The 25093-nt window shown below is 41.4% G+C and carries 29 protein-coding genes and 1 riboswitch; of the genes, 16 read left to right on the top strand and 13 right to left on the bottom strand.

Annotated features, from left to right (window positions below; translation table 11 throughout):
- Positions 1-76 precede the first annotated feature (76 nt).
- Positions 77-475, top strand: coding sequence for a hypothetical protein (locus tag ACQYAC_RS11895; RefSeq protein ID WP_058013365.1), 399 nt, complete (start codon positions 77-79; stop codon positions 473-475).
- A 314-nt stretch (positions 476-789) separates the two neighbouring features.
- Here ACQYAC_RS11895 and ACQYAC_RS11890 read toward each other — a convergent pair whose 3' ends face one another.
- Positions 790-1881: a branched-chain amino acid aminotransferase gene (locus ACQYAC_RS11890; RefSeq protein ID WP_003215056.1), complete on the bottom strand. Its 1092-nt coding sequence runs from the start codon at positions 1879-1881 to the stop codon at positions 790-792.
- A gap of 367 nt (positions 1882-2248) precedes the next feature.
- Between ACQYAC_RS11890 and ACQYAC_RS11885 the strand changes: the two genes are divergently transcribed.
- The 5 genes from ACQYAC_RS11885 to ACQYAC_RS11865 all read left to right on the top strand — a co-directional run bounded on the left by ACQYAC_RS11885 (position 2249) and on the right by ACQYAC_RS11865 (position 8491).
- Positions 2249-3676, top strand: coding sequence for a DUF1565 domain-containing protein (locus ACQYAC_RS11885; RefSeq protein WP_429943351.1), 1428 nt, complete (start codon positions 2249-2251; stop codon positions 3674-3676).
- Between the two features lie 116 nt (positions 3677-3792).
- Positions 3793-3902, top strand: a riboswitch (SAM riboswitch).
- A 170-nt stretch (positions 3903-4072) separates the two neighbouring features.
- Positions 4073-5188 (top strand): sugar ABC transporter substrate-binding protein, encoded by a 1116-nt coding sequence (locus ACQYAC_RS11880; protein WP_429943350.1) that lies wholly within the window; start codon positions 4073-4075, stop codon positions 5186-5188.
- 69 nt (positions 5189-5257) lie between these two features.
- Positions 5258-6754 carry a sugar ABC transporter ATP-binding protein gene (locus ACQYAC_RS11875; protein WP_429943349.1) on the top strand — a complete coding sequence of 499 codons (1497 nt, stop codon included), beginning with the start codon at positions 5258-5260 and terminating at the stop codon, positions 6752-6754.
- Entirely contained in the window at positions 6751-7764 is a 1014-nt protein-coding gene (locus ACQYAC_RS11870) for an ABC transporter permease (RefSeq protein ID WP_058013369.1), read from the top strand. Before ACQYAC_RS11875 ends, ACQYAC_RS11870 begins: the two co-directional genes overlap by 4 nt.
- A gap of 94 nt (positions 7765-7858) precedes the next feature.
- Positions 7859-8491 carry a GTP pyrophosphokinase gene (locus ACQYAC_RS11865; RefSeq protein ID WP_003215004.1) on the top strand — a complete coding sequence of 211 codons (633 nt, stop codon included), beginning with the start codon at positions 7859-7861 and terminating at the stop codon, positions 8489-8491.
- A gap of 48 nt (positions 8492-8539) precedes the next feature.
- Here ACQYAC_RS11865 and ACQYAC_RS11860 read toward each other — a convergent pair whose 3' ends face one another.
- Both ACQYAC_RS11860 and ACQYAC_RS11855 read right to left on the bottom strand, forming a co-directional pair.
- Positions 8540-8680, bottom strand: coding sequence for a hypothetical protein (locus ACQYAC_RS11860; protein WP_429943348.1), 141 nt, complete (start codon positions 8678-8680; stop codon positions 8540-8542).
- A gap of 6 nt (positions 8681-8686) precedes the next feature.
- Entirely contained in the window at positions 8687-9778 is a 1092-nt protein-coding gene (locus tag ACQYAC_RS11855; protein WP_429943347.1) for a Rap family tetratricopeptide repeat protein, read from the bottom strand.
- 526 nt (positions 9779-10304) lie between these two features.
- Here ACQYAC_RS11855 and ACQYAC_RS11850 point away from each other — a divergent pair.
- The 3 genes from ACQYAC_RS11850 to ACQYAC_RS11840 all read left to right on the top strand — a co-directional run bounded on the left by ACQYAC_RS11850 (position 10305) and on the right by ACQYAC_RS11840 (position 12508).
- Positions 10305-11069: a transporter substrate-binding domain-containing protein gene (locus ACQYAC_RS11850; protein ID WP_429943346.1), complete on the top strand. Its 765-nt coding sequence runs from the start codon at positions 10305-10307 to the stop codon at positions 11067-11069.
- Between the two features lie 69 nt (positions 11070-11138).
- Positions 11139-11783 carry an amino acid ABC transporter permease gene (locus ACQYAC_RS11845; protein WP_003215015.1) on the top strand — a complete coding sequence of 215 codons (645 nt, stop codon included), beginning with the start codon at positions 11139-11141 and terminating at the stop codon, positions 11781-11783.
- Complete coding sequence (locus ACQYAC_RS11840) at positions 11780-12508, top strand: amino acid ABC transporter ATP-binding protein (protein ID WP_003215369.1); 729 nt, start codon at positions 11780-11782, stop codon at positions 12506-12508. The genes ACQYAC_RS11845 and ACQYAC_RS11840 overlap by 4 nt, the downstream gene beginning before the upstream one ends.
- A gap of 77 nt (positions 12509-12585) precedes the next feature.
- Here ACQYAC_RS11840 and ACQYAC_RS11835 read toward each other — a convergent pair whose 3' ends face one another.
- Entirely contained in the window at positions 12586-12969 is a 384-nt protein-coding gene (locus ACQYAC_RS11835; RefSeq protein ID WP_012011694.1) for a VOC family protein, read from the bottom strand.
- A 118-nt stretch (positions 12970-13087) separates the two neighbouring features.
- Between ACQYAC_RS11835 and ACQYAC_RS11830 the strand changes: the two genes are divergently transcribed.
- On the top strand, positions 13088-14269 hold the full coding sequence (locus ACQYAC_RS11830; protein WP_429943345.1) for a class I SAM-dependent rRNA methyltransferase: 1182 nt from the start codon (positions 13088-13090) through the stop codon (positions 14267-14269).
- Between the two features lie 37 nt (positions 14270-14306).
- Here the strand turns inward: ACQYAC_RS11830 and ACQYAC_RS11825 are convergent, their stop codons facing one another.
- A complete protein-coding gene (locus ACQYAC_RS11825; RefSeq protein WP_169055951.1) occupies positions 14307-14987 on the bottom strand; it encodes a CidB/LrgB family autolysis modulator in 681 nt (226 codons plus the stop codon).
- A complete protein-coding gene (locus tag ACQYAC_RS11820) occupies positions 14981-15364 on the bottom strand; it encodes a CidA/LrgA family holin-like protein (RefSeq protein ID WP_012011691.1) in 384 nt (127 codons plus the stop codon). Before ACQYAC_RS11820 ends, ACQYAC_RS11825 begins: the two co-directional genes overlap by 7 nt.
- 165 nt (positions 15365-15529) lie before the next feature.
- Between ACQYAC_RS11820 and cidR the strand changes: the two genes are divergently transcribed.
- The 4 genes from cidR to ACQYAC_RS11800 all read left to right on the top strand — a co-directional run bounded on the left by cidR (position 15530) and on the right by ACQYAC_RS11800 (position 18423).
- Positions 15530-16417, top strand: coding sequence for a cidABC operon transcriptional activator CidR (cidR, locus tag ACQYAC_RS11815; protein ID WP_003214744.1), 888 nt, complete (start codon positions 15530-15532; stop codon positions 16415-16417).
- A gap of 17 nt (positions 16418-16434) precedes the next feature.
- Positions 16435-17259 carry a hydroxyethylthiazole kinase gene (gene thiM, locus ACQYAC_RS11810; RefSeq protein ID WP_429943344.1) on the top strand — a complete coding sequence of 275 codons (825 nt, stop codon included), beginning with the start codon at positions 16435-16437 and terminating at the stop codon, positions 17257-17259.
- A complete protein-coding gene (gene thiE, locus ACQYAC_RS11805; protein ID WP_268497400.1) occupies positions 17246-17914 on the top strand; it encodes a thiamine phosphate synthase in 669 nt (222 codons plus the stop codon). Before thiM ends, thiE begins: the two co-directional genes overlap by 14 nt.
- Positions 17915-18048: 134 nt before the next feature.
- Positions 18049-18423, top strand: a complete 375-nt coding sequence (locus ACQYAC_RS11800; protein ID WP_060597556.1) for a nuclear transport factor 2 family protein — start codon at positions 18049-18051, stop codon at positions 18421-18423.
- Between the two features lie 26 nt (positions 18424-18449).
- Here ACQYAC_RS11800 and ACQYAC_RS11795 read toward each other — a convergent pair whose 3' ends face one another.
- The 6 genes from ACQYAC_RS11795 to ACQYAC_RS11770 form a co-directional block, all read right to left on the bottom strand.
- Entirely contained in the window at positions 18450-18788 is a 339-nt protein-coding gene (locus tag ACQYAC_RS11795) for a DUF4288 domain-containing protein (RefSeq protein ID WP_058013378.1), read from the bottom strand.
- Positions 18789-19295: 507 nt separating this feature from the next.
- On the bottom strand, positions 19296-20837 hold the full coding sequence (locus tag ACQYAC_RS11790) for a solute symporter family protein (protein WP_058013379.1): 1542 nt from the start codon (positions 20835-20837) through the stop codon (positions 19296-19298).
- Positions 20834-21148 carry a DUF485 domain-containing protein gene (locus ACQYAC_RS11785; RefSeq protein ID WP_144461530.1) on the bottom strand — a complete coding sequence of 105 codons (315 nt, stop codon included), beginning with the start codon at positions 21146-21148 and terminating at the stop codon, positions 20834-20836. The genes ACQYAC_RS11790 and ACQYAC_RS11785 overlap by 4 nt, the downstream gene beginning before the upstream one ends.
- 107 nt (positions 21149-21255) lie before the next feature.
- On the bottom strand, positions 21256-21924 hold the full coding sequence (locus tag ACQYAC_RS11780; protein WP_429943343.1) for a glycosyltransferase family protein: 669 nt from the start codon (positions 21922-21924) through the stop codon (positions 21256-21258).
- Entirely contained in the window at positions 21917-22606 is a 690-nt protein-coding gene (locus tag ACQYAC_RS11775) for a class I SAM-dependent methyltransferase (RefSeq protein WP_058013381.1), read from the bottom strand. Before ACQYAC_RS11775 ends, ACQYAC_RS11780 begins: the two co-directional genes overlap by 8 nt.
- A gap of 298 nt (positions 22607-22904) precedes the next feature.
- Positions 22905-23045: an anti-repressor SinI family protein gene (locus ACQYAC_RS11770; protein WP_058013382.1), complete on the bottom strand. Its 141-nt coding sequence runs from the start codon at positions 23043-23045 to the stop codon at positions 22905-22907.
- A gap of 456 nt (positions 23046-23501) precedes the next feature.
- On the opposite strand from ACQYAC_RS11770, the gene ACQYAC_RS11765 reads away from it, so the two are divergent.
- Both ACQYAC_RS11765 and ACQYAC_RS11760 read left to right on the top strand, forming a co-directional pair.
- Positions 23502-23885, top strand: a complete 384-nt coding sequence (locus ACQYAC_RS11765; RefSeq protein WP_012011676.1) for a GtrA family protein — start codon at positions 23502-23504, stop codon at positions 23883-23885.
- A 27-nt stretch (positions 23886-23912) separates the two neighbouring features.
- Complete coding sequence (locus tag ACQYAC_RS11760; RefSeq protein WP_003215318.1) at positions 23913-24170, top strand: hypothetical protein; 258 nt, start codon at positions 23913-23915, stop codon at positions 24168-24170.
- 35 nt (positions 24171-24205) lie between these two features.
- Here ACQYAC_RS11760 and ACQYAC_RS11755 read toward each other — a convergent pair whose 3' ends face one another.
- The gene (locus tag ACQYAC_RS11755; protein ID WP_003214606.1) at positions 24206-25051 is read right to left on the bottom strand and encodes an AraC family transcriptional regulator; all 846 of its coding nucleotides are present in this window, start codon (positions 25049-25051) and stop codon (positions 24206-24208) included.
- Between the last annotated feature and the right edge of the window lie 42 nt (positions 25052-25093).

The raw sequence follows: 25093 nt of genomic DNA, 5'->3' as shown, positions 1-25093 counted from the left end.
CATATGGAAATTCAAGAAAGAAGTGTATGATAGTAAAAAACAACATGTATGGCTTCAAAGAAGGGACGGTTTGAGTATGGTTGCAATTGGTTTAATGCTTTACGGTTTTGTCGTTCAACCTCTGTTGAGTTATGGCACAGTGGTCTTGTTTTTGTATGGCATCATCGCTTCATTTATTGGTCTTATTCGTCATAGACAGTATGTGTGGATGTATGTTCTTCGCCTGCTCGTTTGTTTTACCATTCCAGTAACCAACCTGTTGATGTATTTCGCAACAATTGGTGGAGATGAAAGAGACTTTGATTTTCAGCCGATGCCGTTTGTTTATTATCTTGTCTTTTTCATAGAAATCATCATCGTCTTTTTACCAGAGATCTTTTTACTGATTGAAAGAAAGCGGAGCATCAAAGGGAAACAGTGGATATATGCAGGGGCGATTGTGGGGGTATCGGTCTTATTTTGGTGCACGATTTGATGGGAGGCTGACTGGACATCTAAGTCTATTTCGCCTTTTTACTGCGTAACCTTTTTCGTCTCACCTTTACAAAAGTAATAGAAAGAACGAGGATAGAAATTCCGAGAAACTTAAATAGAAAACGGGTGTGGAACGGTGAATCGTCGAAACCTGTAGCGATGATCATCGATCCGATGCAAATCCCAAAAAACGCTAGTAGATAAGTAAAAAACATACCATCACTCCTTATATGTGTGATTACCATTATAAGGTATATTGGAGAGATAAATAAACAAAAAAAGAACCCTTCATGAATGAAAGGTTCTTTTACATGCTTAAGCTTGTTTGACGACCGAGTCGACTTCTACTGTCCAGCCGAAGATATCTGGCTGTGTTCCTTTTTGAATACCCGTAATGGCCTCATACAATTTCTTCGATACTTCACCTGTTTGACCATCTTGAATCACATATGGCTGATCGTGATAAATTAATTCCCCGACAGGAGAGATGACGGCCGCCGTTCCAGTTCCAAAGATTTCTTCAAGCTCGCCTGATTGATGTGCTTCAATTAACTCATCAATCGAAATTTTACGCTCTGTCACTGGAATTCCCCAGTGTTTTAATAGCTCAAGTACAGAGTTACGTGTGATGCCTTCTAAAATGCTGCCGTTCAATTCAGGCGTCACGATTTCGCCATTGATTTTAAAGAAGATATTCATACTCCCGACTTCTTCAATGTACTTTTTCTCAACTCCATCAAGCCAAAGAACTTGTGAAAAACCTTTGGTTTCAGCAACTTGCTGTGCCTTGAGGCTTGAGGCGTAGTTGCCAGCTGTTTTGGCATTACCTGTTCCGCCTTTAACGGCACGGACAAATTCGTTTTCAACGGCAATTTTGACCGGATGGATGCCTTCTTTATAGTAAGATCCCACTGGAGATAGGATAATAAGCAGCTTATATGTGCTTGACGGCGCAACGCCTAAATATGGTTCAGTGGAAATAATGAATGGACGGATATACAAGGAAGTGCCCTCTGCATCAGGTACCCAATCCTTATCAATGCGAATGAGTTCATTTAAGCCCTCTAAAACCGTTTCTGTATCAATTTGTGGGATGCACAGGCGGTCATTGGATCTGTTTAAGCGTTCCATATTCTTTTCCGGACGGAATAAGAGAATTTTCTGATCCTCAGAAACATAAGCCTTCAAGCCTTCAAAAACAGATTGCCCATAATGGTAGACCATCGAAGCTGGGTCCATTGGAATGGCTTGATAAGGGATAATTCTTGGATCATACCAGCCTTGATCAATGGAATAATCCATCACAAACATGTGATCTGTGAAGATTTTTCCGAATTCAAGTTGATCAGATTGAGGTTTTGGTTTTTTTGTTGAACTAAGTTCAACGCGGATGGGTTGTTTTGGCATCGTAAATCTCCTTGCTGTTTGATTATTTGAAAATTCTAATAATATGAAATAATTATGATTCTATTCTATACCTTCACAAAATATTAGCAATAGGTTTTCTGGAATTCAGACAAGAAAAATCTGTTAAAGCGCTTTCCTTCTCTCTGCCGTCAGTCTGCCTCATTCACCCCTTTTTAATAAAGAAATAAAATCCAAATACATTATTAACTGATTAATCTGACAATTTAAAAGCGGATAAATTTCCTGTAAGATATTCTTTCAACCATACACCTTTTGACCAGTACATTGCAAGGGGCATTCTCATATTTTAATCCTCTTTTTTTTAACCGATAAAGAAAGAAGAGAAGCGAAAGGAGCAAACAACAAGATGAAACGAGCGATACCAGGCATTTTCCTTATTTTATTCATGACCGTGATCAGCTTCGGCTGTCAAGCGATGACAGAGAAGGCGGGTGCTAAGCAAAGCACAGCCTATTACGTAGCGACAAACGGAAACGATAAAAACCCAGGAACGAAGCAAAAACCTCTTCGCACGCTGAAAAAGGCATCAAGTATGGCAAAAGCCGGGGCAACTATATACGTGAGAGGCGGTACATACAAAGAAAAATTGATTGTCCGCCATTCAGGTACAAAGAAAGCACCTGTTATCTTTCAAGCTTACGGAAAAGAAAAACCTGTCATTAGCGGGGCTTCACTAAAAGGAAATCAAGCAGATGGTGGTCTTGTCACGATCGATCAAAAAAGTTACATTACCCTCAAAGGGCTGACGGTGGGACATCTCAAGACAAATAAGGAAGATCTGACTCCAGTCGGTATTTTTATCAAAGGAAGCGGGAAAGGCGTCAAACTGCTCAACAACCGGGTGTATGATATTCAGACGACACACAAAAATGGGAATGCGCACGGTATTGCGGTCTATGGAACAAAAGCTCCTGCGGCTATTGAAGACATTGAAATCAAAGGAAACACTGTTGAAAAATTAAAGCTTGGCTTCAGTGAAGCGCTTGTGCTCAATGGGAACGTCAATAAGTTCCGTGTGACACATAACACCGTCCGCCATACTGATAATATAGGGATTGATTTAATTGGTTTTGAAAACGTAGCACCTTCTAAAAAGTACGATCAAGTCAGAAATGGTGTTGTATCAAGAAACAAAGTGTATGAGATTACGAGTGTAGGAAATCCAGCCTATGGCAAAGACATCTCCGCTGGTGGAATTTATGTCGATGGCGGGAAGGACATTGTGATTGATCATAACATCACACATCACAATGACCTTGGGATTGAAGTCACAAGTGAACATAAAGGAAAAATGGCAGATCGTATTCGAATTGAACACAATCAAGTGTATTTGAACCGTTATACAGGCATTTCAATTGGCGGTTATGATAAAAAGCGAGGCGGAACAATAAATACGACGATTTCACATAATATTTTATACAAAAATGACACAGCCGGCTTAGAAGGCGGTCAATTGTTGATGCAATATCAAGCCGTGAACAATCGTATCAAGAGCAATATCATGACAGCGAGTGCCTCGCATTACTTAGTTGTGAATCTTTATGGAGTGAACCAAAAGAATACCTTCGAAAAGAACGTATATGATGACCGCAAAGGTGCGAAGGCATCACAGTGGGTATGGCGCGGGAAATGGATGGAAGGCTACAAAACGTATCTCTCTAAAAGCGGCCAAGATAAAGGATCAGCACACCTCAATCCACAATTTGTGAATGAGAAAAAATATGATTTTCGCCTGAAGAAATCATCACCTGCTAAGAAAATCATCGGAAGTTAAGCATGTCTGAGCCACAAGCTTATTGTTTTAAATTTTCAAAAAAATCATTGACATTGATGTGACATCACATTAAAGTAAAGAAGACATTTCAACTAAAACAAAATTTCATAACGGATCTCTTATCAAGAGAGGCAGAGGGACTGGCCCTATGACGCCCGGCAACCGTTTCTACTATAGAAATTGGTGCTAATTCCTGCAAAGCTGTGACAGCTTTGACAGATAAGAGAGGAAGAATTCCCGATACATGTTTCATGCAACGGTGATCACGCCTCTCTTTCCAAGAGAGGCTTTTTTTCGTCTCTTTTTCAAATGGAAGAACAGTTTACTGGCGTTTTCTCACATTTTTACCTAGTTTTCCGATGTGAAAAATAAAAAACAACTTGAGGAGGAACAGCAATGAAGCGTAAGTATTTTACATCATGTCTTATATTATTAACGGTATTGACCGTCCTATTAACAGGCTGCGGCACTGGATCAAGTGCAGGCTCAAAGGCAAATGCGAACGAAAAGGTCTCCTTTGACAATGTACCGAAGCGATTTGCAAAGGGACAGGGAGCGAAAATTAAAGTCATCCGTAAAATCGGAGGAGATGATCATACAGCACAGTTTTTAGCTGGGACGAAGGCAGAAGGTGAAGCGCTTGGCTTTACGGTAGATGTCTACACCGCAAATGGAGATACAGCGAAGTTCCATGACGCGATCTCTCAGGCGCTGGAAGAAAATTATGATGGCTTTATCATCTCTCATGGGGATGACGAGGCGACCGTCGCTGATGTGAAAAAGATCACATCGAAGGGCATTCCAGTCGTAGCGTTCGATTCAAATCCTAAGCTGAAGGACATCAAAGGAGTCACAGTGACGTCTCAAGATGACGAACAATTAGCGGAAAAATCACTAGATGCACTCGTGTCTGATTTTAAAAAAGCAAATATTGCGTACCTCTGGGTAGATGGATTCCCGCCAATGGTGAGACGGAATAAGGTCTATCAAGAAACGCTCAAACAACATTCAGGGATCAAGGAACTTGACCGCTTTGGTATTGCCTCCTCTGATACGTCTGTTCAAACACAAAATGCAGTGGCAGCGATGCTGAATAAATATCCAAAGGGTAAACTTGACGCTATTTTTGCCACGTGGGATGCCTTTGCCATTGGCGCAGCAAGAGCGCTAAAGGAAGCAGGAAGAACAGAAGTGAAGATTTATGGGATTGATGTATCAAATGCTGATCTTCAAGAAATGACAGCAAAAGACAGTCCATGGAAGTACACAGCAGCGGTAGATCCGAAGCTTATTGGCGCAGTTGACGTGAGAATTCTTGCGAAGAAAATAGCGGGTGAGAAAACCCCGTCTTCCTATGACCTTGAGGCCTCTCTCATCTCACAAAAACAGCTTCAACAATCAGGAAAAGCCATCAATATGGTCAATCTTGCGGACGAAGTGAAGGGGTTCGGCTCATCGACTGCCTTTGAAGAAGATTGGATGAAGACCTTGAAGAAGCATTATACAAAATAAACACCGTGCACTCTCTTCTATAGAGGGTGTTTCGTTTTTCAGATGATGATCATGAGAAGGAGGACATCTATGACTTCGCCGCTAGTTTGTATGAAACATATTTCGATTGAATTCCCAGGAGTAAAAGCGTTAGATCAAGTGAATTTCACATTAAAAAAAGGGACAGTTCATGCACTGATTGGAGCAAATGGTGCTGGGAAGTCCACGTTAATGAAAGTTCTTTCTGGCGCTCATTCGCACTATGAAGGAAGCATCCAAATTAATGGTCATTCGGCATCGATTCAAACTCCAAAGGATGCGGCCTCATATGGTGTGCAGACGGTTCATCAAGAAGTGGATACAGCTCTCGTTCCCTACTTAAGTGTTGGTGAGAATATGATGATGCATCAGATTGAGAAAAAAACATTTGTCGACTGGAAAGAGCTGCACCGTAAGGCAGCGCAACGATTAAAAGAACTGGACATCGACATCTCCACAAAACGCCTTGTGAGTGATCTAACCCTTGCGGAAAAACAGATGGTGCTCATCGCCAAAGCCGTTTCAATCAAATGCAGCATTTTAATTTTAGATGAACCAACAGCTCCGCTAAGTCATACAGAAACAAACAAGTTATTTTCAATGATTGATCGGCTGAAACAGAATGGAACGGGCATTGTGTTTATCTCTCATCGTATGCCTGAAATTTTCACCATCTGTGATGAACTAACAGTGATGCGAAATGGAACCGATGTCGCAGCTCATCTTGTTCAAAATACAAATCCGCAGCAGATCATTGAAGAAATGCTAGGTGCGCCATTAGAGGAGCAATTTCCGCCCCGTACACCTTTGAAGGATGCACCTATTGTCCTTGAAGTGAAGCAGCTAAATGACCAGCATAAATTATGCAACATTCATCTTCATGTGAAAAAGGGAGAAATTCTCGGAATTGCAGGCCTTGTCGGTGCTGGGAAAACAGAATTGTGTAAAGCCCTTTTCGGCGCCTCAGAAAAAAAGACGGGGACTGTGAAGCTTCATGGTCAAATCGTTCGCATCACATCGCCTCATCAAGCCGTGAGAGCTGGAATGGCCCTTGTGCCAGAAGAACGGAGAAAGGAAGGGATTCTAACGGAAGAGAGCGTGGGCTGGAACTTAACGGCCGCAAGTCTTCGTACATTCTCAAGCGTGTTCAGCTTTTTACATCGTTCGAAGGAACAGCGGAAAGCAGACGAAATCGTCAAACGACTTGGTGTCAAAACCCCATCTCTTGAAGCGAAGGTGAAGCATCTATCCGGTGGAAATCAACAGAAGATTGCCATCGGAAAATGGTTGCTTGCTGAAGCGGATGTCTATCTCTTTGATGAACCAACTAAAGGAGTAGACGTTGGAGCGAAAAAAGATATTTTCACGCTGATTGCAGAGCTTGCCGCCCGCGGGAAATCTGTGATTTATGCGTCAAGTGAGCTATCGGAGATTGCAGGTATCGCAGACCGCGTTTATGTGCTGTATGATGGCAGCATTGCCCGGGAAATGACGGCCCCAACGACTGAGGAAGAGCTTTTATATCATTCAACAGGAGGACAATCATGAGTGAACAACAAATTCCAGCCCCTGTACAGCAAACGAAAAAACAGCGGCCATCCTTTCATCTATTTGATTTTTTTTATCGATATGGCACGATCTTAACCATTGCTTTATTGATTGTGGTATTTGCGGCATCGAATCCAGCATTTTTACAAACAGGGAATATCATCAATATTTTACGGTCTATCTCCATTGTGACCATTATTGCGGTGGGCCTTACCATCTCATTGGCAGTCAACGGCTTTGATCTATCAGTCGGATCAATCGCAACGTTATCGAATGCAATCGTGATTTCTATGTTTGTGTGGTTTTCGCAAAACCCGCTGATTGCGATCCTTTCTGCGCTAGCGGCTGCCCTTATTGTTGGTTTACTCAATGCCTTGATGATTGTCAAAATGAAAATTCCAGATATGCTCATGACATTAGCCATGATGTTTATCATTCAAGGTTTGGCTCAAACGTATACGAAAGGGGCGACTATTTCTGAAAACATGGTGCTGCCTGACGGTACATTCTCAACGGGTACAATCCCCGCCTTTTTCAGCAAAATCGGACAGGTGCCATATATCATTCTTTTAATGGCAGTGATTGTGCTATTTGCACATGTTTTCATGACCTACACAAAGCACGGACGATTTATGTACATCATTGGAGGAAATAAGGAAGCGGCTCGATTGTCCGGTATTCATGTGAATAAATATAAAATCGCGGCATATCTGCTCTCGGCTTTATTTGCAGCAATCGGTGGTATTGTGCTGGCATCAAGGGTGATGACAGCGGAAATAAATGCGGGCACACCTTATTTAATGGATGGCGTAGCGGCAGCTTTTATCGGTTTTTCCGTCATGGGAGCAGGAAAACCGAATGCATTTGGTACTTTTATTGGGGCTGTACTCATCGGAATTTTGCAAAATGGGCTTGTGATGATGTCTGTCCCTTATTACGCGATGGATATTGTGAAAGGCTCTGTACTCGCGCTTGCGCTGGCGTTGACGTATTACAAACAGCGAGGCTGACGACGTATTTTTTAAAACCTTTCGAGTCTCATCTCCGTCTAGTAAACGGAAAGCGGTGCAGCCGCCGTTTCCCAAAAGGAGATGACAAATAGAAATGAATATGTCAGCAACTCATGTAGAAGATTTGAAAAACGTCATGGAAGACTGGAAAAATGAATTATTAGTATATAAATTTGCATTAGATGAAATGGATACGAAGTTTTCAATCATCAGCCAGGAATATAATTTAATCCATGGGCACAATCCAATAGAGCATACAAAATCACGGATCAAATCCTTTGAAAGCATTGTAAATAAATTAGCAAGAAAAGGATGCGACATCACAACACAATGTGCCAAGGAGTATATTCATGATATCGCAGGTGTCCGCATCATCTGCTCCTTTATTCAAGATATCTATAATATTATGGATGTATTGAGGCAAAGAGAGGATCTGAAAATCCTTGAAGTGAAGGATTATATTCAACATCCAAAACCAAATGGCTACAGAAGTCTTCATTTAATTGTGGAGATCCCTGTGTATTTAACGAATCGTGTGGAGCATGTAAAGGTTGAGATTCAGGTGCGGACCATAGCGATGGATTTTTGGGCGAGTCTTGAGCATAAAATCTATTATAAACTGCAAAACGATGTCCCTCATCAGCTAACCGATGAACTGAAGGAAGCGGCTGATATAGCCCATTACTTAGATGAAAAAATGCAAAATATTAAACGAGAAATCGATTAACGCATAAAAAAGAGCAGCTGCGATATTTACAGCTGCTCTTTTTTATGTTTAAGGATTGGTGCCGCGATCTCTCTTTTGAATGATATCTTGAGATTGTGCAGATTGGCTGTCTTTTTGGATGGAAACGCCAATGGAAATACCTGTTATCAAGAGTGTCAAAATCGCACTTGTGATAAGCCATTTTTTCATCTTACATCACTCCATATCTGTTTTTAAGGACAACGCCTTGTTCGAGAAATAAGTGGATTCTTCATGAAGTCCAAGATCTGTTAAGTAAGCAGCTGCATCCTGACAGATGGCTTCAAGATCGACAAGAAAATTCATGGATTCTAATTGATTACAATAAGACTTGATTTGCTCTATCATGTTGTCTTGCTGAAGCATAAGTGTTTCTAAAATAGATAATTTAAGTGAAATGTTTCGTTGTTTTAACTTTTCTGCTTTTTGAAGTGAAAGCTGTACATAATAGTGGAACAAACCAGGCTTTTTCAGCTTGAATAGTGCTTTTGTGTAGGCATACATGGCCAGTAAGTAGCCGCCTGGAGAAGACGTTTCAAATGTCTCAATTAATAAAGCTTTTTCTAGGAGCGGCACAGCTTCATTGTATTCATTTCTAAGACTTTTAATAAAAGCTGCATTGCAATACGCATGACCAAGCAAATCTGGATCTTCCATTTGTTCTAGTGAATGAATCACTTTTTCAAATAATGACTCTGCCTCATCATATTTTGATTGATCAGCATAATTCAAAGCGAGCATCATTTGACAGCTGATTGATTTTTTCACATAACATGGATCTGCGTCATAAATAGATGAAGCCATTTTCAAGTGGTGTATGGAGAGGAGCGTGGATCTTATATTATAGTAAAGACACCCTGTTTTATAATGAAATTCTGCTTTTTCAATGTCATCGTGGACGAGATCTAATTTATCCTCTGCCAATTTTAAAAGGTGAAATGCTGTATCCTGATTGCCTCTGCGCATTTCATACATCCCTTTAAAGAAATAGAAATAGTAGCTGAGCATGTCATCTGTACGGATTGCATTTTCATCAACAAAAAGACTATGATCCAGCGAAGCTGTATCTTCAATGAGATCCTTAAAACGGTACTCTAGCAATTGATAGTAAAGTAAGACGTCTTGATTCTCTTCCATGCGATCAAACGCTTGAAGGATTTCTTCTTTTAGCTTGATCGCATCTTGTATTTCTCTTTTTTTCATCATGACATACCAGTCATTTAACATATTCGCTACATCAACGGACGACAAAACACCTGTTTCTGCCAATTTATATCCTCCTTTCTTCATCTATCCATCTCGTTTCATTTCCGTTCATCTGAATTCACTTTCCATATTCAGTATCTTCTTATATTTTAAGCGCTCTCTCGCAATTTGTAAAACATGTTTTTTGATGTAAATTCAACCAATTGTGAAAGAAATAGGGATCAGGTGTCTATTTGTATGCGTTTACATAAATTTAGGTAAAAAGAGGTTTTAGAGAAGATATATTACGATATCAATAGAGAGAAGAAGATCATTCAAGTGTCTGTTTTTGTATATTAGAAAAAACGGTGGGTATCAAGGTGGTATCTCGTTTTATGTAAGATTATCTCACATTATAATTGTGAATCGCTCTTCTTTTAGAATAAAATGAGTTATTCGCAAAAAAGTAAAATTTAAAGAGACTATTGATCTATGATTGTATGGATCTTTGGTATTGATAAAAAACATCACACACTATAGATTTAGCGTGGTATAGTATTATTTGTATTGCGAATATTTAGATAAAACTGACAATAGGGGGACTTGTTTTATGAAAAAATCGATGTTACTGATCATGGGACTCATAGTTGTGCTCGTCATGGCAGCCTGTGGATCAAAATCGGACAGCGGTTCGGGAGAAGGCAAAGGCACATATAAAATTGGGATAGATGTAACATATCCGCCATTTGAATTTGAAAAGGGCGGTAAAACTGAAGGAATCGACGTTGATCTGATTAACGCCATCGCGAAAGATCAAGACTTCAAAGTGAAACTTGAAGCGATGGACTTCTCAGGCATTATCCCGGCAATGCAGGCAGGTCAGCTTGATGTAGGGATGGGCGGAATGAGCATTACAGATGAGCGTAAGAAGAAGGTAGATTTCTCAGATCCGTACTTCGACGCTGGATTGACAGTTGTTGTGAAAAAGGACAGCAGCATCAAATCAATTGATGATTTAAAGGGGAAAAAGCTAGCTGTTAAAAATGGGACGACAGGTGCAAAATTTGCATCAGATAACGCAGATAAATATGGGTATGAAGTGGTTCAATTTAATGACAGCCCATCGATGTTCCAAGAAGTTTCAAACGGAAATGCAGATGCCTTAATTGAGGATTATCCTGTCATTACGTATGCAATTGCACAGCAAGATTTAAAATTGAAAACAGTTGGAGACCGATTGAATGGAGACCAGTATGGTATCTCTGTGATGAAGGGGAAAAACCAAGAACTATTGAAAAAGATCAATAAAGGTCTAGAGAACCTAAAGAAAAACGGTGAATATGACAAAATTATTGATAAATATTTGAAGTCATAATACAAGCGAGGCGCGTTCCGAGCGCGCTTTCTTTATGATGCACCGTATGTGAATTAGGGAGGGAGAAACATGGATACGATTATTAATGCATTCCCGTATTTAATGGACGGTTTGCAAACCACTTTATATATCTTTGTTGTTGCCATCATTTTAGGATTTATCATCGGTTTAATAGTGGCATTATTCCGTCTATCACCTTTTAAAATCTTAAATTTCATCGCACTTGTCTTTGTCAATGCCATTCGAGGCACACCATTTATCGTACAGCTATTCTTCATTTACTTTGGTTTGAATACACTTGAATTCATATCGCTTGATCGAGTGCCGGCAGGGATTATTACAGTAGCGATTAATGCAGGGGCTTATTTCTCAGAAATTATTCGTGCTGGGATTCAGTCCATTGATAAAGGACAAACAGAAGCTGCACGTTCCTTAGGTTTTACAGGGGGACAAAACATGCGCTTTATCGTGCTTCCGCAGGCATTCCGCCGCATGCTTCCAGCAATTACAAACCAAGCCATCATCAGCTTGAAGGACACGTCTCTCTTATCAATTATCGGAATTGCCGATATTATGCAGCGGGGACAAGTACAGGCATCGGCAACATTTGATCCTTTGAATGTCTGGCTCATTGTCGGTATCATTTATTTCGTGATCATTTATTTACTTTCTCTACTGGCTAGCTATGCAGAAAGGAGATTTGATATCAAATGAGTATGATTACGGTGAAAAATTTAAAGAAATCCTTTGGTGATCACGAAGTGTTAAAGGATATTAATGCAGTCATCGAAGAAAAGGAAGTAGTGTGTGTGATTGGTCCTTCTGGATCGGGCAAAAGCACGTTCCTAAGATGTCTCAATAAATTAGAAGATATTACAGCTGGTGAAGTCGTTGTCCACGGACATACGATTACAGATCCAAAGGTGAATATCAATAAAGTACGACAAGAAGTGGGGATGGTGTTTCAGCACTTTAATTTATTTCCTCATAAAACCGTTTTAGAAAACATCACGATCGCGCCGATGAAGGTAAAAGGCACTGACAAGAAGGCGGCAGTCGATAAAGCAATGGACCTGCTTGAAAAGGTCGGCTTAAAAGACAAAGCCAAAAGCTACCCGAACCAATTATCTGGTGGACAAAAACAGCGTGTCGCCATCGCAAGAGCCTTGGCAATGGACCCGAAAGTGTTATTATTCGATGAACCGACATCTGCTCTTGATCCTGAAGTCGTTGGGGATGTATTAGCAGTCATGAAACAATTAGCCGTCGAAGGCATGACAATGATTGTGGTCACACATGAAATGGGCTTTGCGAGAGAGGTAGGAGACCGCGTGATCTTTATGGATGGTGGATATATTGTCGAAGAAGACAAACCGGAAGCTCTCTTTGGAAACCCGCAGCATGAGCGTACAAAGTCATTTCTTAGTAAGGTGTTATAAAAAAAGAGTAAGGGCATATGGATGCTCTTACTCTTTTTCTTTTATGGGGCATAGCCAGCCTCATTTCCTAGGAAATATTAGCGCTGGAAGAATTCGATCCATTCTTGGTCTGGCCCTCTGAAAAAGAAGTAGCAGTACCCATTTGGCAGCGTCGTAATTTCTTCATCAATCAATTCAATTTGCAGCTTTTGAATACGATTGAATTCAGCATGAATATTGTCTGTTGTAAAGGCAAGATGGTGTACTTTTCCTTCAGATGGCAGATCACTGCTGTACCCTTGGATGAGCTCAATTTCCGTTTCTGCCTCATCTTTAAAGCCGAGAAATGCAAGCTCGATCACTCCGTTTGTATGAGTGATGCGATCCTTTAATTTCATGCCCACGACCTTTTCATAAAAATCAATGGACGTATCAATATTTGAAACCATAATACCTGTATGATCTAATCGTAATGTCGTCAAAAACAGAGCCTCCTCTTTGGTGTGTTGATATTTTTCTCCTCATCTTATCATAATAGAAGTAACGTATACATTCATATGATAGGATAGAGAGAGTCAATTTAGGATAAGGATGACACAAATGAAAAAAATCTCATTAAAACAAACATTTGCAGAACAAGTGAAAAAGGGATATCCACTCATTTCTAAAGATGCTGTATCGCATGTAAGCAGTGTGAAAGAAGGCGAGCTGATTGAATGGATGGATGAGCGAGGCGCCTTTTTAGGAAAAGGATATTATGGTGTGCAAAATAAAGGGATCGGCTGGGTACTCACCTTTGATGCCAATGAAAAAATAGACCATGCCTTTTTTGTCTCCAAGCTTGAGCAGGCAGCGAAAAGCAGAACGCATTTATTTCGTGATGCACTGACGACTGCTTTCCGTGTGTTCAACGGAGAGGGAGATGGCATAGGCGGGTTCACGATTGATCATTATGACGGTTTCTATCTCATCCAGTGGTATAGCGAAGGAGTGTATACATTCAAGGCGGAAGTATTGGCTGCACTTGAGCATGTATATCCAGAATATAAAGGCATTTATGAAAAGAAACGATTTGATACGTCGGGACAGTATATAGAAGATGATGATTTTGTAAAGGGAGAGAAAGGTGAATTCCCTCTCATCGTGAAAGAAAATGGCATGAATGTAGCGGTTTACTTAAATGATGGTGCGATGACAGGCATTTTTCTTGATCAACGTCATGTGAGAAAAGCAATTCGAGATCGTTATGCAAAAGGAAAGACCGTACTCAATACATTTTCTTACACAGGTGCATTCTCCGTGGCAGCAGCGCTTGGCGGAGCGAGCCGGACGACAAGTGTAGATGTCGCAAACCGCAGTTTGAAAAAAACATCTGAACAGTTTGAAGTCAACGATATAGATGTGGACGGGCAGGATATTAAAGTCATGGACGTCTTTAAGTACTTTCCGTTTGCTGCGAAAAAAGGATGGACCTATGACCTTGTCATCTTAGACCCGCCTTCCTTTGCACGCACAAAAAAGCACACATTCAGTGCAGCGAAGGATTATAAGAAGCTATTAAAAGAAGCCATCCAAATCACAGCTGAGAACGGCGTCATTGTGGCATCAACGAATAGCAGCGCATTTGGTATGAAAAAATTCAAAGGATTTATTGCGCAGGCCTTTAAAGAATCAGGGCAAAGCTATCGTATCCTTGAAGAATATACCCTTCCTGAGGATTTCCGTACGACGAAGAATTATCCAGAAGGAAATTATTTAAAGGTTGTCTTCATACAAACATAAGAAAAAAGCCATTTTCCGTTAAAGGAAATGGCTTTTTTTATAAGGCAAACGACATGAGGATAGGCGCTGCACATAAAGTAATAATGGCTGAAATAATCATGGATACACTTGAGATCGTCCCTGAGACGGAGCTCATTTCAAATGCCTTCGATGTTCCTGCCCCGTGTGCACCTGTACCAAGCAGGACGCCCATGGCAATGTCATTATCAATACGGAAATAACGAATGATCATTGGACCGATGATTGACCCAAACAGTGCGGTTAAAATGACGAATACTGCCGTAACGGACGGCATCCCGCCAATCATTTCTGACACACTCATCGCTACTGGTGTTGTGACTGACCTTGGCACAAGACTTTCAATTAGGCCTGTATCCAAATGAAACAACTTCGCGATAAATGCCGTAGATAGGATCGCAATGACAGAACCGCAAGCCACATTCAAAATAATTTCCACTGCATGCTTCTTCAGAATGTGAAAATACTTATAGAGGGGAATGGCAAAAGCAACAGTCGCAGGCTGAAGCATATTCGTCAGCCATTTCCCGCCTTGATTGTATGCGTCGTAAGGAATGTTGACGATTAACAGAAAGACGACAAGGACAAGCGGTGTCACAAGTAATGGGGACACATAAACCTTCGGGTGTCGTTTATATATCGCTTTTGATCCTAGATATAAAAGAACCGTTAAGATCAGAAATAGTGCGCCAACTAACATAGCTTTTTTCGCTCCTTTCTTTTCGCAATCATTTGCGTCATGATACCAGTCGAGAGCATGACGACAAAGGTACTCAGTAAGACGACAAGGACAATACTTGTACCAGATTGAGAAAGCAATGTTCCATAATCAATGACACCAACGGCTGACGGGATAAAGAATAGCAGCAGTTCTCCGAGCAGCCATACGGCACCAAGTTCAATCCATTTTAATTGAATAATTTTAAAATGAAGTAATAAGAAAATGACCAGAATGCCTAAAATCGTGCCCGGAATTCTTAAATGCAAAAAGGCCGCGAGCACATTCATCAATTTCGCAAAAACAAACAAAGCCATAATCTGAAGGACAGCAATCAGCGGCGTTTTGAGCAATTTCACTTTCTGTTCACTCCTTTTTCTATATAAATTGTTCACTGTTTCACAAAAACAGGACAACGTTCCAATTGATTCGCTTACTTTAAAGTGTACAGCACGTTCAGTTATAGGTAAAATACATATATCGAATAATTAGTATTCCTTTTGTCTATAGGAAGGGTGAGTCATGTGGACATTAGACATTTAACATATTTCTTAGAAGTGGCGAGGTTAAAAAGCTTCACAAAAGCATCACAATCTCTTTATGTGTCGCAGCCTACCATTTCCAAGATGGTCAAAAATCTCGAGGATGAGCTGGGGGTGCAGTTGTTTTATCGGAATGGCCGGCAGGTTGAAATGACAGATGCTGGACAAACGATGTATACCCAGGCGAGTGAAATCACACAATCATTTCAAAATTTAACGAGCGAGCTAAATGATTTAATGAATGTCAAAAAAGGGCATATTCGCATCGGGCTGCCACCGATGATTGGATCGAGTTTTTTCCCGAACGTTATGGGAGAATTTCGCCAGCAATATCCTGATGTCACCTTTCAATTAGTGGAGCACGGCTCTATTAAAGTAGAGGAAGGGGTCGAAGATGGTTCATTAGATATTGGTGTCATTGTTCTGCCTGCAAATGATAAAATCTTTCATACATACACCATTATTAAAGAGGACATGAAGCTCGTGACGCATCCATCACATCCGATGGCAGGTCGAGATAAGGTTGATTTAGCTGATTTAAAGGAAGAGTCTTTTATTTTCTTTCGAGAAGACTTTGTTCTGCATAGCCGGATATTGAATGAATGTATGAATGCGGGCTTCCGTCCCAATGTCATTTATGAAACGTCTCAATGGGATTTCATTAGTGAGATGGTAGCCGAGAACTTGGGAATTGGCCTTCTGCCTGAGCGGATCTGCCGTGATCTTGATCCAGAAAAGGTGAAAGTCATTTCCTTAAATACGTCAATCCCATGGCATTTAGGTGTCATTTGGCGAAAAGACCGCTATTTGTCGTTTGCGGCAAGAGAATGGTTAAAGCATACGAAATCCTATGTATGGGGAGCAGAGTAAAAGGGAGGACGATACGGATGAAAACAAGCAGCGCATCTCATTTATTGGAGAAGGTTCGAGAGGAAAATCCACTTGTTCATAATATCACCAATCAAGTCGTGACGAACTTTACAGCAAATGGTCTGCTTGCTTTAGGCGCTTCGCCAGTCATGGCAAATGCCAAAGAAGAAGTGGCTGAAATGGCGCAATTAGCCGATGCGCTTGTGCTGAATATTGGTACGCTGACCAAGGAGACGGTGGAGGCCATGATTCTGGCTGGACAATCTGCCAATAAAAAGGGGATACCTGTTCTATTAGACCCTGTCGGCGTCGGTGCGACTGCGTTCCGAATGAAAGCGGCAAAACAGCTGTTAGAGCAAGTAAACATGACCGTTGTCAGAGGGAATGCTGCAGAAATTGCTCATTTACTTGAAGTAGATGGCTGGGAGTCAAAAGGCGTGGATGCGAAAGCAGCGAACGGAGATGTATCGGCACTAGTCAAACAAGCAGCAAGGACACTTCAAACCGTTGTGGTGCTCACTGGGAAAGTCGATGTGGTGTCAGATGGAGAGGACGTGTTGTCTATTTATAATGGACATGAATGGCTCACCAAGGTGACGGGAACAGGCTGTTTACTGACGTCTGTCATCGGGGCATTTTGTGCAGCAGGTGAAAGGCCGCTTCACGCGTCGGCAGCTGCTCTATTGTTTTATGGTGTCGCAGCTGAAAAGGCAGCTCAGTATACCCAGAATAAAGGGCCAGGTACGTTTCAAATGGAATTGCTCAATGCACTCACACATACAACTGGCGATGATGTGTTAACGCTGGGGAAAATAGGGGGAATGTCACATGACAAAGGCTGATCAACAGCAAATCAAACAGCAATTATCGGTTTATTTTATTATGGGAACAGCGAATACAAGCCGGCAGCCGCTTGATGTGTTGAAAGAGGCGATTCAAGGCGGAATCACCATGTTTCAATTTCGAGAAAAGGGTGAGGGAGCCTTGCAAGGAGAAGAGAAGAAACAATTGGCTCGCCAACTTCAAGTACTCTGCCAAGAAGCGGATGTTCCTTTTATTGTAAATGATGATGTGCAGCTAGCGATAGATCTTGATGCAGATGGCGTTCATGTTGGACAGGAAGATACAAATGCAGAAGACGTCAGACAAAAAATCGGGAATAAAATATTAGGTGTGTCTACGCATAACCTAGATGAAGTGAAACAAGCCATGAAGGACGGTGCAGATTATGTCGGCATGGGTCCAGTTTATCCAACAGAAACGAAAAAGGATACACGTAGTGTCCAAGGAGTATCACTGATCACTGAAGTACGTCATCATGGTCTTCATATTCCGATTGTTGGCATCGGGGGTATCACATACGGCAATGCAGCACCAGTCATACAAGCAGGGGCAGATGGTATCAGCATCATCAGCGCCATTAGCCAGAGCGCTGATCCTAAAAAAGCAGCAGAAGAATTGGAAGCACTTGTTGCATCAGAAAAAGCATCTTTTTAATTTGTAAGAGACATGGATTGATTCAATTCATGTCTTTTCTGATTTCGGTGAAAATAGACAGGTGAGAAACAATTGAGTACAATCAAATTGTTCGATTTTTATCGAAATGATAGGTAAATAAAGGAGAATGAACAATGGAAGTGCTCGATACGTATTTTCGCCGCTACGATGAAGCTGGAAAAGGGCAGGAGCAAATGGATGAATTGCTCGCATTGTTTTCTGACGATGTCATGATTGTCTTAAATGGTGCAGAGAAGCCTGGTATCCAAGCGTTTACACAGTTTTTAAACACATTTTTCCACGTGCATGAAGACATCAAGCATATGTGGGATGGATGGAAAAAAAGAGAAGATGGCAAGTATGAAACCAACTGGGCCGTTTGTGGAAAACTTTCGGATGGTCGTGTGTATACAGCAGAAGGAATTGATATTGCAGAACTAGACGACAAAGGAAAGATCGTATATTTAGAAAACGTTCCGAAAAATCCAGAGTTATTTCAGCGCTATTAAAAAGCCGGCTCATCAGCCGGCTTCTTTTATTTGTCTAAAGAATAAGCCTCGATGGCTTCTTTCGCCGAAGTTTCTTTATCAAAAATAAGGTGGCGGCTGTACACCTCACTTAAATGCAGCGATTCTTGTTCTAAGTGATCTACAAGCTCAAAGACATCTAATATGGCTGCTAATTTTATGGTCGTTTGTCCACCTTCAGCATTATCAAAGGTTTCTTCTGGAAAGCTTTTTTGGACGATATCTTTTACTTTACGATGGTTTTTGGCTCGCACCAAAATGATTCGTTCTTCAAATATTTTATCGGGCATATTGCTTGGTGATGAGATGGATTCAAATAATAACTTGGCAGAATATATCTGAAGCATAAGTAATGTCACTTCTTTCTTGCAGTTTATCATTGTACAAATATGAGCGTCTCAACGTGTGAAATGATTTCCAGTATGTGTATAAAATGATAACATATGAATGACGTAGTGTAGGAGAAATAGATCAATAATGGGGGGATAGGCAGGAAGAAAGTGATTGATAATAGAGGAGAAACGCATGAAATTTTGTTGATCATCGTCACCTTATGCTCTCTTATTACGTGTAGAAAATTTGCCAGGTTAGAAAAGTATAAAAATAAGTTGAAGGGTCAATTTATACCTTACTAAGGAAAAGAAGAACACAAAAAAGCCGGCTCCAGCGTGTAGACAAACCCTCGCATTCGGTGTCAGTCCTGCGTGCTGGTGCTCACGAATGTCAAATTCGCTCCGCGCCAGTACTCGTCCTTCCTAGGGCTGCAAAGGTTTTCTTCACGCTGAAAAGAAGACAAAGGGCTAAAATCAAGATCATTTTTAGCCCTTTGTCAACAATCTGAGGCCGGCATTTCCTTATGAATCAGTGTCCATATGCATTCCTGTATGTGCCTTTACTTGAATTTCCGTAAAGGTGTCTTCATCAGCTTTTTCAGAGGAGAAGATCGTGCCTAAGTAAGCGGCAAGGAATCCGAGCGGGATCGAGATAATTCCAGGGTTCGACAGCGGGATGAGCGGGTCTCCTGTAAAGATGGCTGCTCCCGATGGGTCCCAGACACTTGGGCTGAGCGAGACGATAATCAGTGCGCTCAAAAGTCCAACTAAGCTCCCTGCAATGGCACCCGTAGAATTAAATCGTTTCCAAAAGACAGTGAAGATAATCAATGGCAAATTTGCACTTGCTGCCACTGCGAAAGCAAGTGACACAAGGAAAGCAACGTTTAACGATTGGGCAAATAATGCGAGAATGATAGAAAGAATGGCCACGCCGATGGAAGCAAAGCGTGCCGCCTTCACCTGTTCCCGTTCGCTCGCTTTCCCTTTGCGGATGATCTGACTATAAAAGTCATGCGCAAAGGCAGACGCAGCAGATAGGACGAGACCAGTAACGACCGCCAAAATGGTCGCAAAGGCAATAGCGGAAACAAAGGCAAATAACAAATCTCCTCCAAGGGCTTGAGCGAGTAGTGGGGCAGCCATATTTCCTGCTGCATCTGCTGCGGTGATCGCGTCTGTTCCAACAAAGGCAGCAGCACCGAAGCCAAGGAATACTGTCATTAAATAGAAAATACCGATGATCCACGTAGCGGATAGAACAGATTTACGCGCAGAAATGGCATCCTTCACCGTATAAAACCGGATCAAAATGTGCGGCAAACCTGCTGTTCCAAGCACTAGAGCAAGGTTCAAAGACAGGGTCTCTAAAGGCACATCATATTTATTTCCCGGGTGAAGAAATGCCCCACCGAGCGGGGTCGCTGTTTTCATCTCTTCAAACATCTTCAGCAGACTAAAATCAAACTTTGCAAACACAAGCAGAGAAATAATTAACGTCCCAAGCATGAGAAGCACAGCCTTTGTGATCTGTACCCAGCTGGTCGCAATCATACCGCCAAACACGACATAAATCGTCATCAAGACACCTACGATCAGCACAGCAATCCAGTAATCAATGCCAAGAAGCAGCTTGATTAATGCACCTGCCCCAACAAGCTGTGCAATCATATAAAAAGTAGAGACTGTGATTGTGTTAAACGCGGCTACCCCTCGAATGGCAGGACGCTTAAATCGTGCAGCAATCATATCGGCCATCGTATATTTTCCTAGATTTCGAAGCGGTTCGGCCACAACGTAAAGAACGACAAGATACGCCACTAGAAAGCCAATGCTATAGAAAAAGCCGTCAAATCCATTTAAAGCGATCATTCCAGCGATCCCTAAAAATGAAGCGGCAGACATATAGTCCCCGGCGATGGCAAGGCCGTTCTGAAATCCAGTCAGACCTCCGCCTGCTGTGTAAAAATCGCTCGCATTGCTCGTTTTTTTCGCAGCAAAATATGTGATGACCAATGTGAGCCCTACGATCGCAATGAATAAAATAAAAGCGGTCATGCTCATTCGTCATCACCTCTCGATTCAACTTTTAAAGCGCTTACATATTTGTCGAACTGAGCTGCTTTCCTCGCATAAAGTCCACATAATACCCAGGTCATCACAAATTGTGTGAGGGCGAATAACCACGCCCATGAAATCGCGCCAATTGCCGGCGTGTTCAAAAAGGTGAAGTAGGATGTAGCAACCGGAAGTGAAAAGTAAAAGAGAAAAAAGAAAATCGTCATCGGTACGATAAATCTGCGTTTTTCCTCAAGAAGTTTTCGAAAATCCTCTGAAGCGGCAACCTTCTTATAATGAACTTTTTTGTCTGCCATTGTTTCCTCCTTTGTACGAATTAGGGACAAGGTACTCCAATGCATATGAGACGATCTGGTTGTTTATGACAGTATATCATAAAAAAGGCACCCGAAAAGGGTGCTTTCTATCGATAATTTGCAAGAAATGTTTGTCTCGCTTTTTCATACGCTTCCGCATCAAAATGATCTCCGCATTTGTGGATGCACCAAGGCTCTTCTTGCCTCACAATGCCAACCTCATAGCCCTGTTGTATGAATTCAAAGGATTGCGAAACATCATAAAAATGAAAGCCACCAAAGAGATCCTCACGCCACTTCACATCATACTGCGTCGCCATGAAAAGACCATCAATCGCCGAAGCGTTCATATAATCTTGCGCTTCTGCCTGTTGACGGCCACTTTCAAATGAAAGCAGCTGATAGGTGTCGTGACGATATTCAATGACTTTCCCCCTGCAATCAGAACTTTCCCACCAGATCCCATTGTCAGGCACGCTTTCTGCACCTATGACCCCAATCATCCCAAGTGATGGATGCTGTAAAAAAAGCGGGATCAACTCAAGAAGCATATGCTGTTTGACAATCAATGTATCTTGATGAAGATAAATTTTAAACTGAGCTGGGTGAGTGATGGCTTCATTATAAGCAGAGGTCATACTGGATGCATGTCTAATCGGCAAAACCTCCACATGATATCCATGGGGAGCGGGAAGTGAAGCGAGCTGCCGAAAGCAAGCCTGAAACATAGACTCATCATTTACACATAAAACAAACAGGATGGTGGGGTTACTCATGAAGCTGAACCGCCTCAACCACATATTGATAGGCGGTAGCGGCCTCATGAAAATCTGAACGAATGCCATGCTTCATGAGTAATTCATGTAAATCATTCATCACGCTCTCGTAGGAAGGGTGCTGTACGCGAATGGTTTCGAGTTCGCGAATACGAAAGCCTGCTGAATGAAAGAGTGCATGAATTTCATGAAGAGTGAAGAAACGTAAATGAGTTTGATCCATTAATCCTGCATCTGTATAAGTGAATCTGCCGGCTAATAATTCTAAAACGGTTGATATGTGACCGATATTCGGAATGGATGACAAGATGGCTCCTTCTTTTTTAAGGAAGGGTTTGACCTTCTTTAAAACGGCCCACGGGTCCAATAAATGTTCAAGGACATCTCCGAATATGATGCAGTCAAATTGTTCCTGTTCGTAAGGGAGCGTCATCTGTTCAATATTTCCGCATAGCACATGATCTAGCTCCTGCTCAGCCTCTTTTGCTGCATCCTCAAACGATTCAATTCCATAAATGGTCCGGCCCTTTTGTTTCAGGACTTTTCCAAGCTTGCCTGTGCCGCATCCGATATCTAATAAAGACGTCCATTCCGCGCGGATACGGCTGACAATGACCGGGTTCACGCCATGATAATACTGATCCTTTTTTTGGTGATAATAGGAAAGGGAATCTGAACTCACGCTCTACCCACCTCTCTGCTTTCTCAATGCTTTCATGCTTAATATATGGGTGGGGAGCTTGGTTTTATAACGAGAGAAGGACAATTTTCATGAATAGTGGCTAAAAAGGGATCATATAAAGAACGGGAAACGGACTGTCCTCCTAATATAGAAAGACAGAACCCCATGAGTGGAAGGGATTGGTATGAAGGGGTGTTCTACTGTAGCGTATCGTCATGAAAGGATTTTCAAAAGGTCAATTGACAAGTCAGAACTTTTAGCCAAAGCAGTCTGAAAGACAAAGGATAACGGCGTTGATTTACGGTTTGTTTATCATCTTCTGATCACCGTTGGATGTTAAAAAAGCTTGTATTTCTTCGATGGCTAGTCCCATTTTTTTCGCTTCCTGAATCAAATAAACCCACTCTTCGTCAACTCTTCTTTTCACTTGCGTATCCATAATATCCTCCAGTTCAATAAGACATATTCATCTGCAACCAATGACTTGAACAAACCGTCTAGTAACTGTACGTGTGGATGAAAACAGCGCAAAATAGATTTTGTCGAAAAATGATGACATTTAACCTATTTTGTAAAATCTATCACCTACCACGTTCCTAAAAAAATGACTAAAAAACCCATAAATATTGATTTCTTACTTCTAATAATAAACAATTGTAAAGTCAGTTAAAAGATTATAAATTAAAATAATGAAAAAGACCTAAAACATTTGGCTTATATAAACCAATTAGGTTGACATTTGCCATCGAGTAGAACAAATTTCATCTGTGCAGGACGTACATATTGTTCGTTTGGGAAGTTCTTCTCAAGATGGTATTCTAAAAGAAACAGAAACCACCAAGAAGGAATGAAGAAAGACATGTATAGCCTTTTTCAAAAGTATCAAGAAGTTGTCATGTATCTTGTGATGGGTGTGTGTACAACCATCGTCAACATAGTCAGCTTCTACTTATTCGTTGAGATGTTTTCCATGGATTATAAAACAGCTACAGTTGTTTCATGGGTATTTGCTGTTCTCTTTGCTTATATCACCAATAAGAAGTATGTCTTCAAGCAAAAGGCTCGTGATACGAAAAGCCTTATGCGTGAGCTTTCTTCATTTTTTAGTGTTCGTCTCATGTCTCTCGGTGTAGATCTAGGGCTGATGATTTTATTTGTGAGCCAAATGGCGCTCAATGAAACTGTCGCAAAAATTCTTGTCAACTTTGTGATTGTGGTCGTGAATTATGTCGCCAGCAAATGGTTCGTCTTCAAGAAAACAAAAGAAGATGCGATTTAACACATGAAAAAAGATAGGTGATGTGAAATGAGCAGCAGGCCAGACGAATTATATGATGTCATATATCAGCAAACAGAAAAGCAGCATGAACAAGTGCTGAGGCTAGTCAAAGAAATGACCGCACATCCAGAAGCGTTTTCGGAACAAGAAAAGGAAAAGATCAACCGAATGGACATTGCGCTTCAAACAGCAACGGACATTTTGGAAAACTTAATGACACCTGACACGCAAATGACCATTGTTTTAAGACAAGGGAGAATTCATGTTGATCTGACGAAAGCGTAAAAGAAGCAGCCAATTGTGAAAGCGGCTGCTTTTTATTATGCATCGCTTGTTTCCCGCAGTTGCTTTGGAGACATGCCGATTTTCTTTCGAAAGACTTTATTCAAGTAATTCGCATTTCTGTAGCCGCACTGTATGGCGATTTCTTCAATCGAGTATTTTGTTGTTTTCAATAACGTTTCCGCCTTTTCTAACCGAATATTGGTTAGATAGTGAATAGGTGTGAAGCCAGTGGCCTTTTTGAATTCCCTTGTAAAATGACTTTTGGATAAACGTGCCGCAGCTGCCATATCGTCTGGGCCAATTTCCTCGTGAAAATGATGGCTGGCAAACAAGGCAGCTTGAACGATGGGCTCGGGCCATTTCTCCATTTGTCCCTCAAGCTTTGGCAAATATGAATACAGTTCCATGACAAATTGATAAGCAAGGCTAGACCCCTCAAATGGATTGGTAATCCGTCTTTCACTGGCTTCATCATAAATGGTCTTGAGCAGGCGGATCGGTCTGGAATTCGGATGAAAACGCATGACCTGCTTTCCTTGGTCAATAAATTGGTCAAAGCAAAGATCGCAGGCTTCCCCGTAAAGCGTTAAATAGAGAAATTCCCAATGCTCACTGTCTTCTGGAAAATAATATTGGTAGGCACTTGGGCTTTTCACGAGAAAGGCCTGACCGGGCAATACTTTGAAACGTTTCTCTCCGATTTCAATCATGCCATGTCCAGACAGTGTGAGCTGAAAGATGCACTTGCCTTGATCCTTCCGCTCCACGCCATTCCAGCTATATAACGAAGAAGATTGAACTTCCCAGCCAACAGACCAGATTTGTGCCGGCAATGTCACATCAGAATGGTGAAAACGAAATGCAAATGCTTCTTTCTTCAAATTGGAAACCCTCCTTCACAGCAAAAAACAACCTTTTTCTAT

It is taken from the genome of Bacillus sp. MM09(2025) (assembly GCF_050496725.1).
GTDB classification, from domain to species: domain Bacteria; phylum Bacillota; class Bacilli; order Bacillales; family Bacillaceae; genus Bacillus; species Bacillus pumilus.
The sequence above is the reverse complement of the archived record's forward strand: the minus strand, read 5'-3'. Positions and strand labels throughout refer to the sequence as shown.

Bases quoted from the DNA above. Each gene is read 5' to 3' on its own strand.
- ACQYAC_RS11895 (WP_058013365.1), top strand. From the start codon at position 77: ATGGTTGCAATTGGTTTAATGCTTTACGGTTTTGTCGTTCAACCTCTG.
- ACQYAC_RS11890 (WP_003215056.1), bottom strand. From the start codon at position 1,881: ATGCCAAAACAACCCATCCGCGTTGAACTTAGTTCAACAAAAAAACCA.
- ACQYAC_RS11885 (WP_429943351.1), top strand. From the start codon at position 2,249: ATGAAACGAGCGATACCAGGCATTTTCCTTATTTTATTCATGACCGTG.
- ACQYAC_RS11880 (WP_429943350.1), top strand. From the start codon at position 4,073: ATGAAGCGTAAGTATTTTACATCATGTCTTATATTATTAACGGTATTG.
- ACQYAC_RS11875 (WP_429943349.1), top strand. From the start codon at position 5,258: ATGACTTCGCCGCTAGTTTGTATGAAACATATTTCGATTGAATTCCCA.
- ACQYAC_RS11870 (WP_058013369.1), top strand. From the start codon at position 6,751: ATGAGTGAACAACAAATTCCAGCCCCTGTACAGCAAACGAAAAAACAG.
- ACQYAC_RS11865 (WP_003215004.1), top strand. From the start codon at position 7,859: ATGAATATGTCAGCAACTCATGTAGAAGATTTGAAAAACGTCATGGAA.
- ACQYAC_RS11860 (WP_429943348.1), bottom strand. From the start codon at position 8,680: ATGAAAAAATGGCTTATCACAAGTGCGATTTTGACACTCTTGATAACA.
- ACQYAC_RS11850 (WP_429943346.1), top strand. From the start codon at position 10,305: ATGAAAAAATCGATGTTACTGATCATGGGACTCATAGTTGTGCTCGTC.
- ACQYAC_RS11845 (WP_003215015.1), top strand. From the start codon at position 11,139: ATGGATACGATTATTAATGCATTCCCGTATTTAATGGACGGTTTGCAA.
- ACQYAC_RS11840 (WP_003215369.1), top strand. From the start codon at position 11,780: ATGAGTATGATTACGGTGAAAAATTTAAAGAAATCCTTTGGTGATCAC.
- ACQYAC_RS11830 (WP_429943345.1), top strand. From the start codon at position 13,088: ATGAAAAAAATCTCATTAAAACAAACATTTGCAGAACAAGTGAAAAAG.
- ACQYAC_RS11825 (WP_169055951.1), bottom strand. From the start codon at position 14,987: ATGTTAGTTGGCGCACTATTTCTGATCTTAACGGTTCTTTTATATCTA.
- thiM (WP_429943344.1), top strand. From the start codon at position 16,435: ATGAAAACAAGCAGCGCATCTCATTTATTGGAGAAGGTTCGAGAGGAA.
- thiE (WP_268497400.1), top strand. From the start codon at position 17,246: ATGACAAAGGCTGATCAACAGCAAATCAAACAGCAATTATCGGTTTAT.
- ACQYAC_RS11800 (WP_060597556.1), top strand. From the start codon at position 18,049: ATGGAAGTGCTCGATACGTATTTTCGCCGCTACGATGAAGCTGGAAAA.
- ACQYAC_RS11795 (WP_058013378.1), bottom strand. From the start codon at position 18,788: ATGCTTCAGATATATTCTGCCAAGTTATTATTTGAATCCATCTCATCA.
- ACQYAC_RS11790 (WP_058013379.1), bottom strand. From the start codon at position 20,837: ATGAGCATGACCGCTTTTATTTTATTCATTGCGATCGTAGGGCTCACA.
- ACQYAC_RS11785 (WP_144461530.1), bottom strand. From the start codon at position 21,148: ATGGCAGACAAAAAAGTTCATTATAAGAAGGTTGCCGCTTCAGAGGAT.
- ACQYAC_RS11780 (WP_429943343.1), bottom strand. From the start codon at position 21,924: ATGAGTAACCCCACCATCCTGTTTGTTTTATGTGTAAATGATGAGTCT.
- ACQYAC_RS11770 (WP_058013382.1), bottom strand. From the start codon at position 23,045: ATGGATACGCAAGTGAAAAGAAGAGTTGACGAAGAGTGGGTTTATTTG.
- ACQYAC_RS11765 (WP_012011676.1), top strand. From the start codon at position 23,502: ATGTATCTTGTGATGGGTGTGTGTACAACCATCGTCAACATAGTCAGC.
- ACQYAC_RS11760 (WP_003215318.1), top strand. From the start codon at position 23,913: ATGAGCAGCAGGCCAGACGAATTATATGATGTCATATATCAGCAAACA.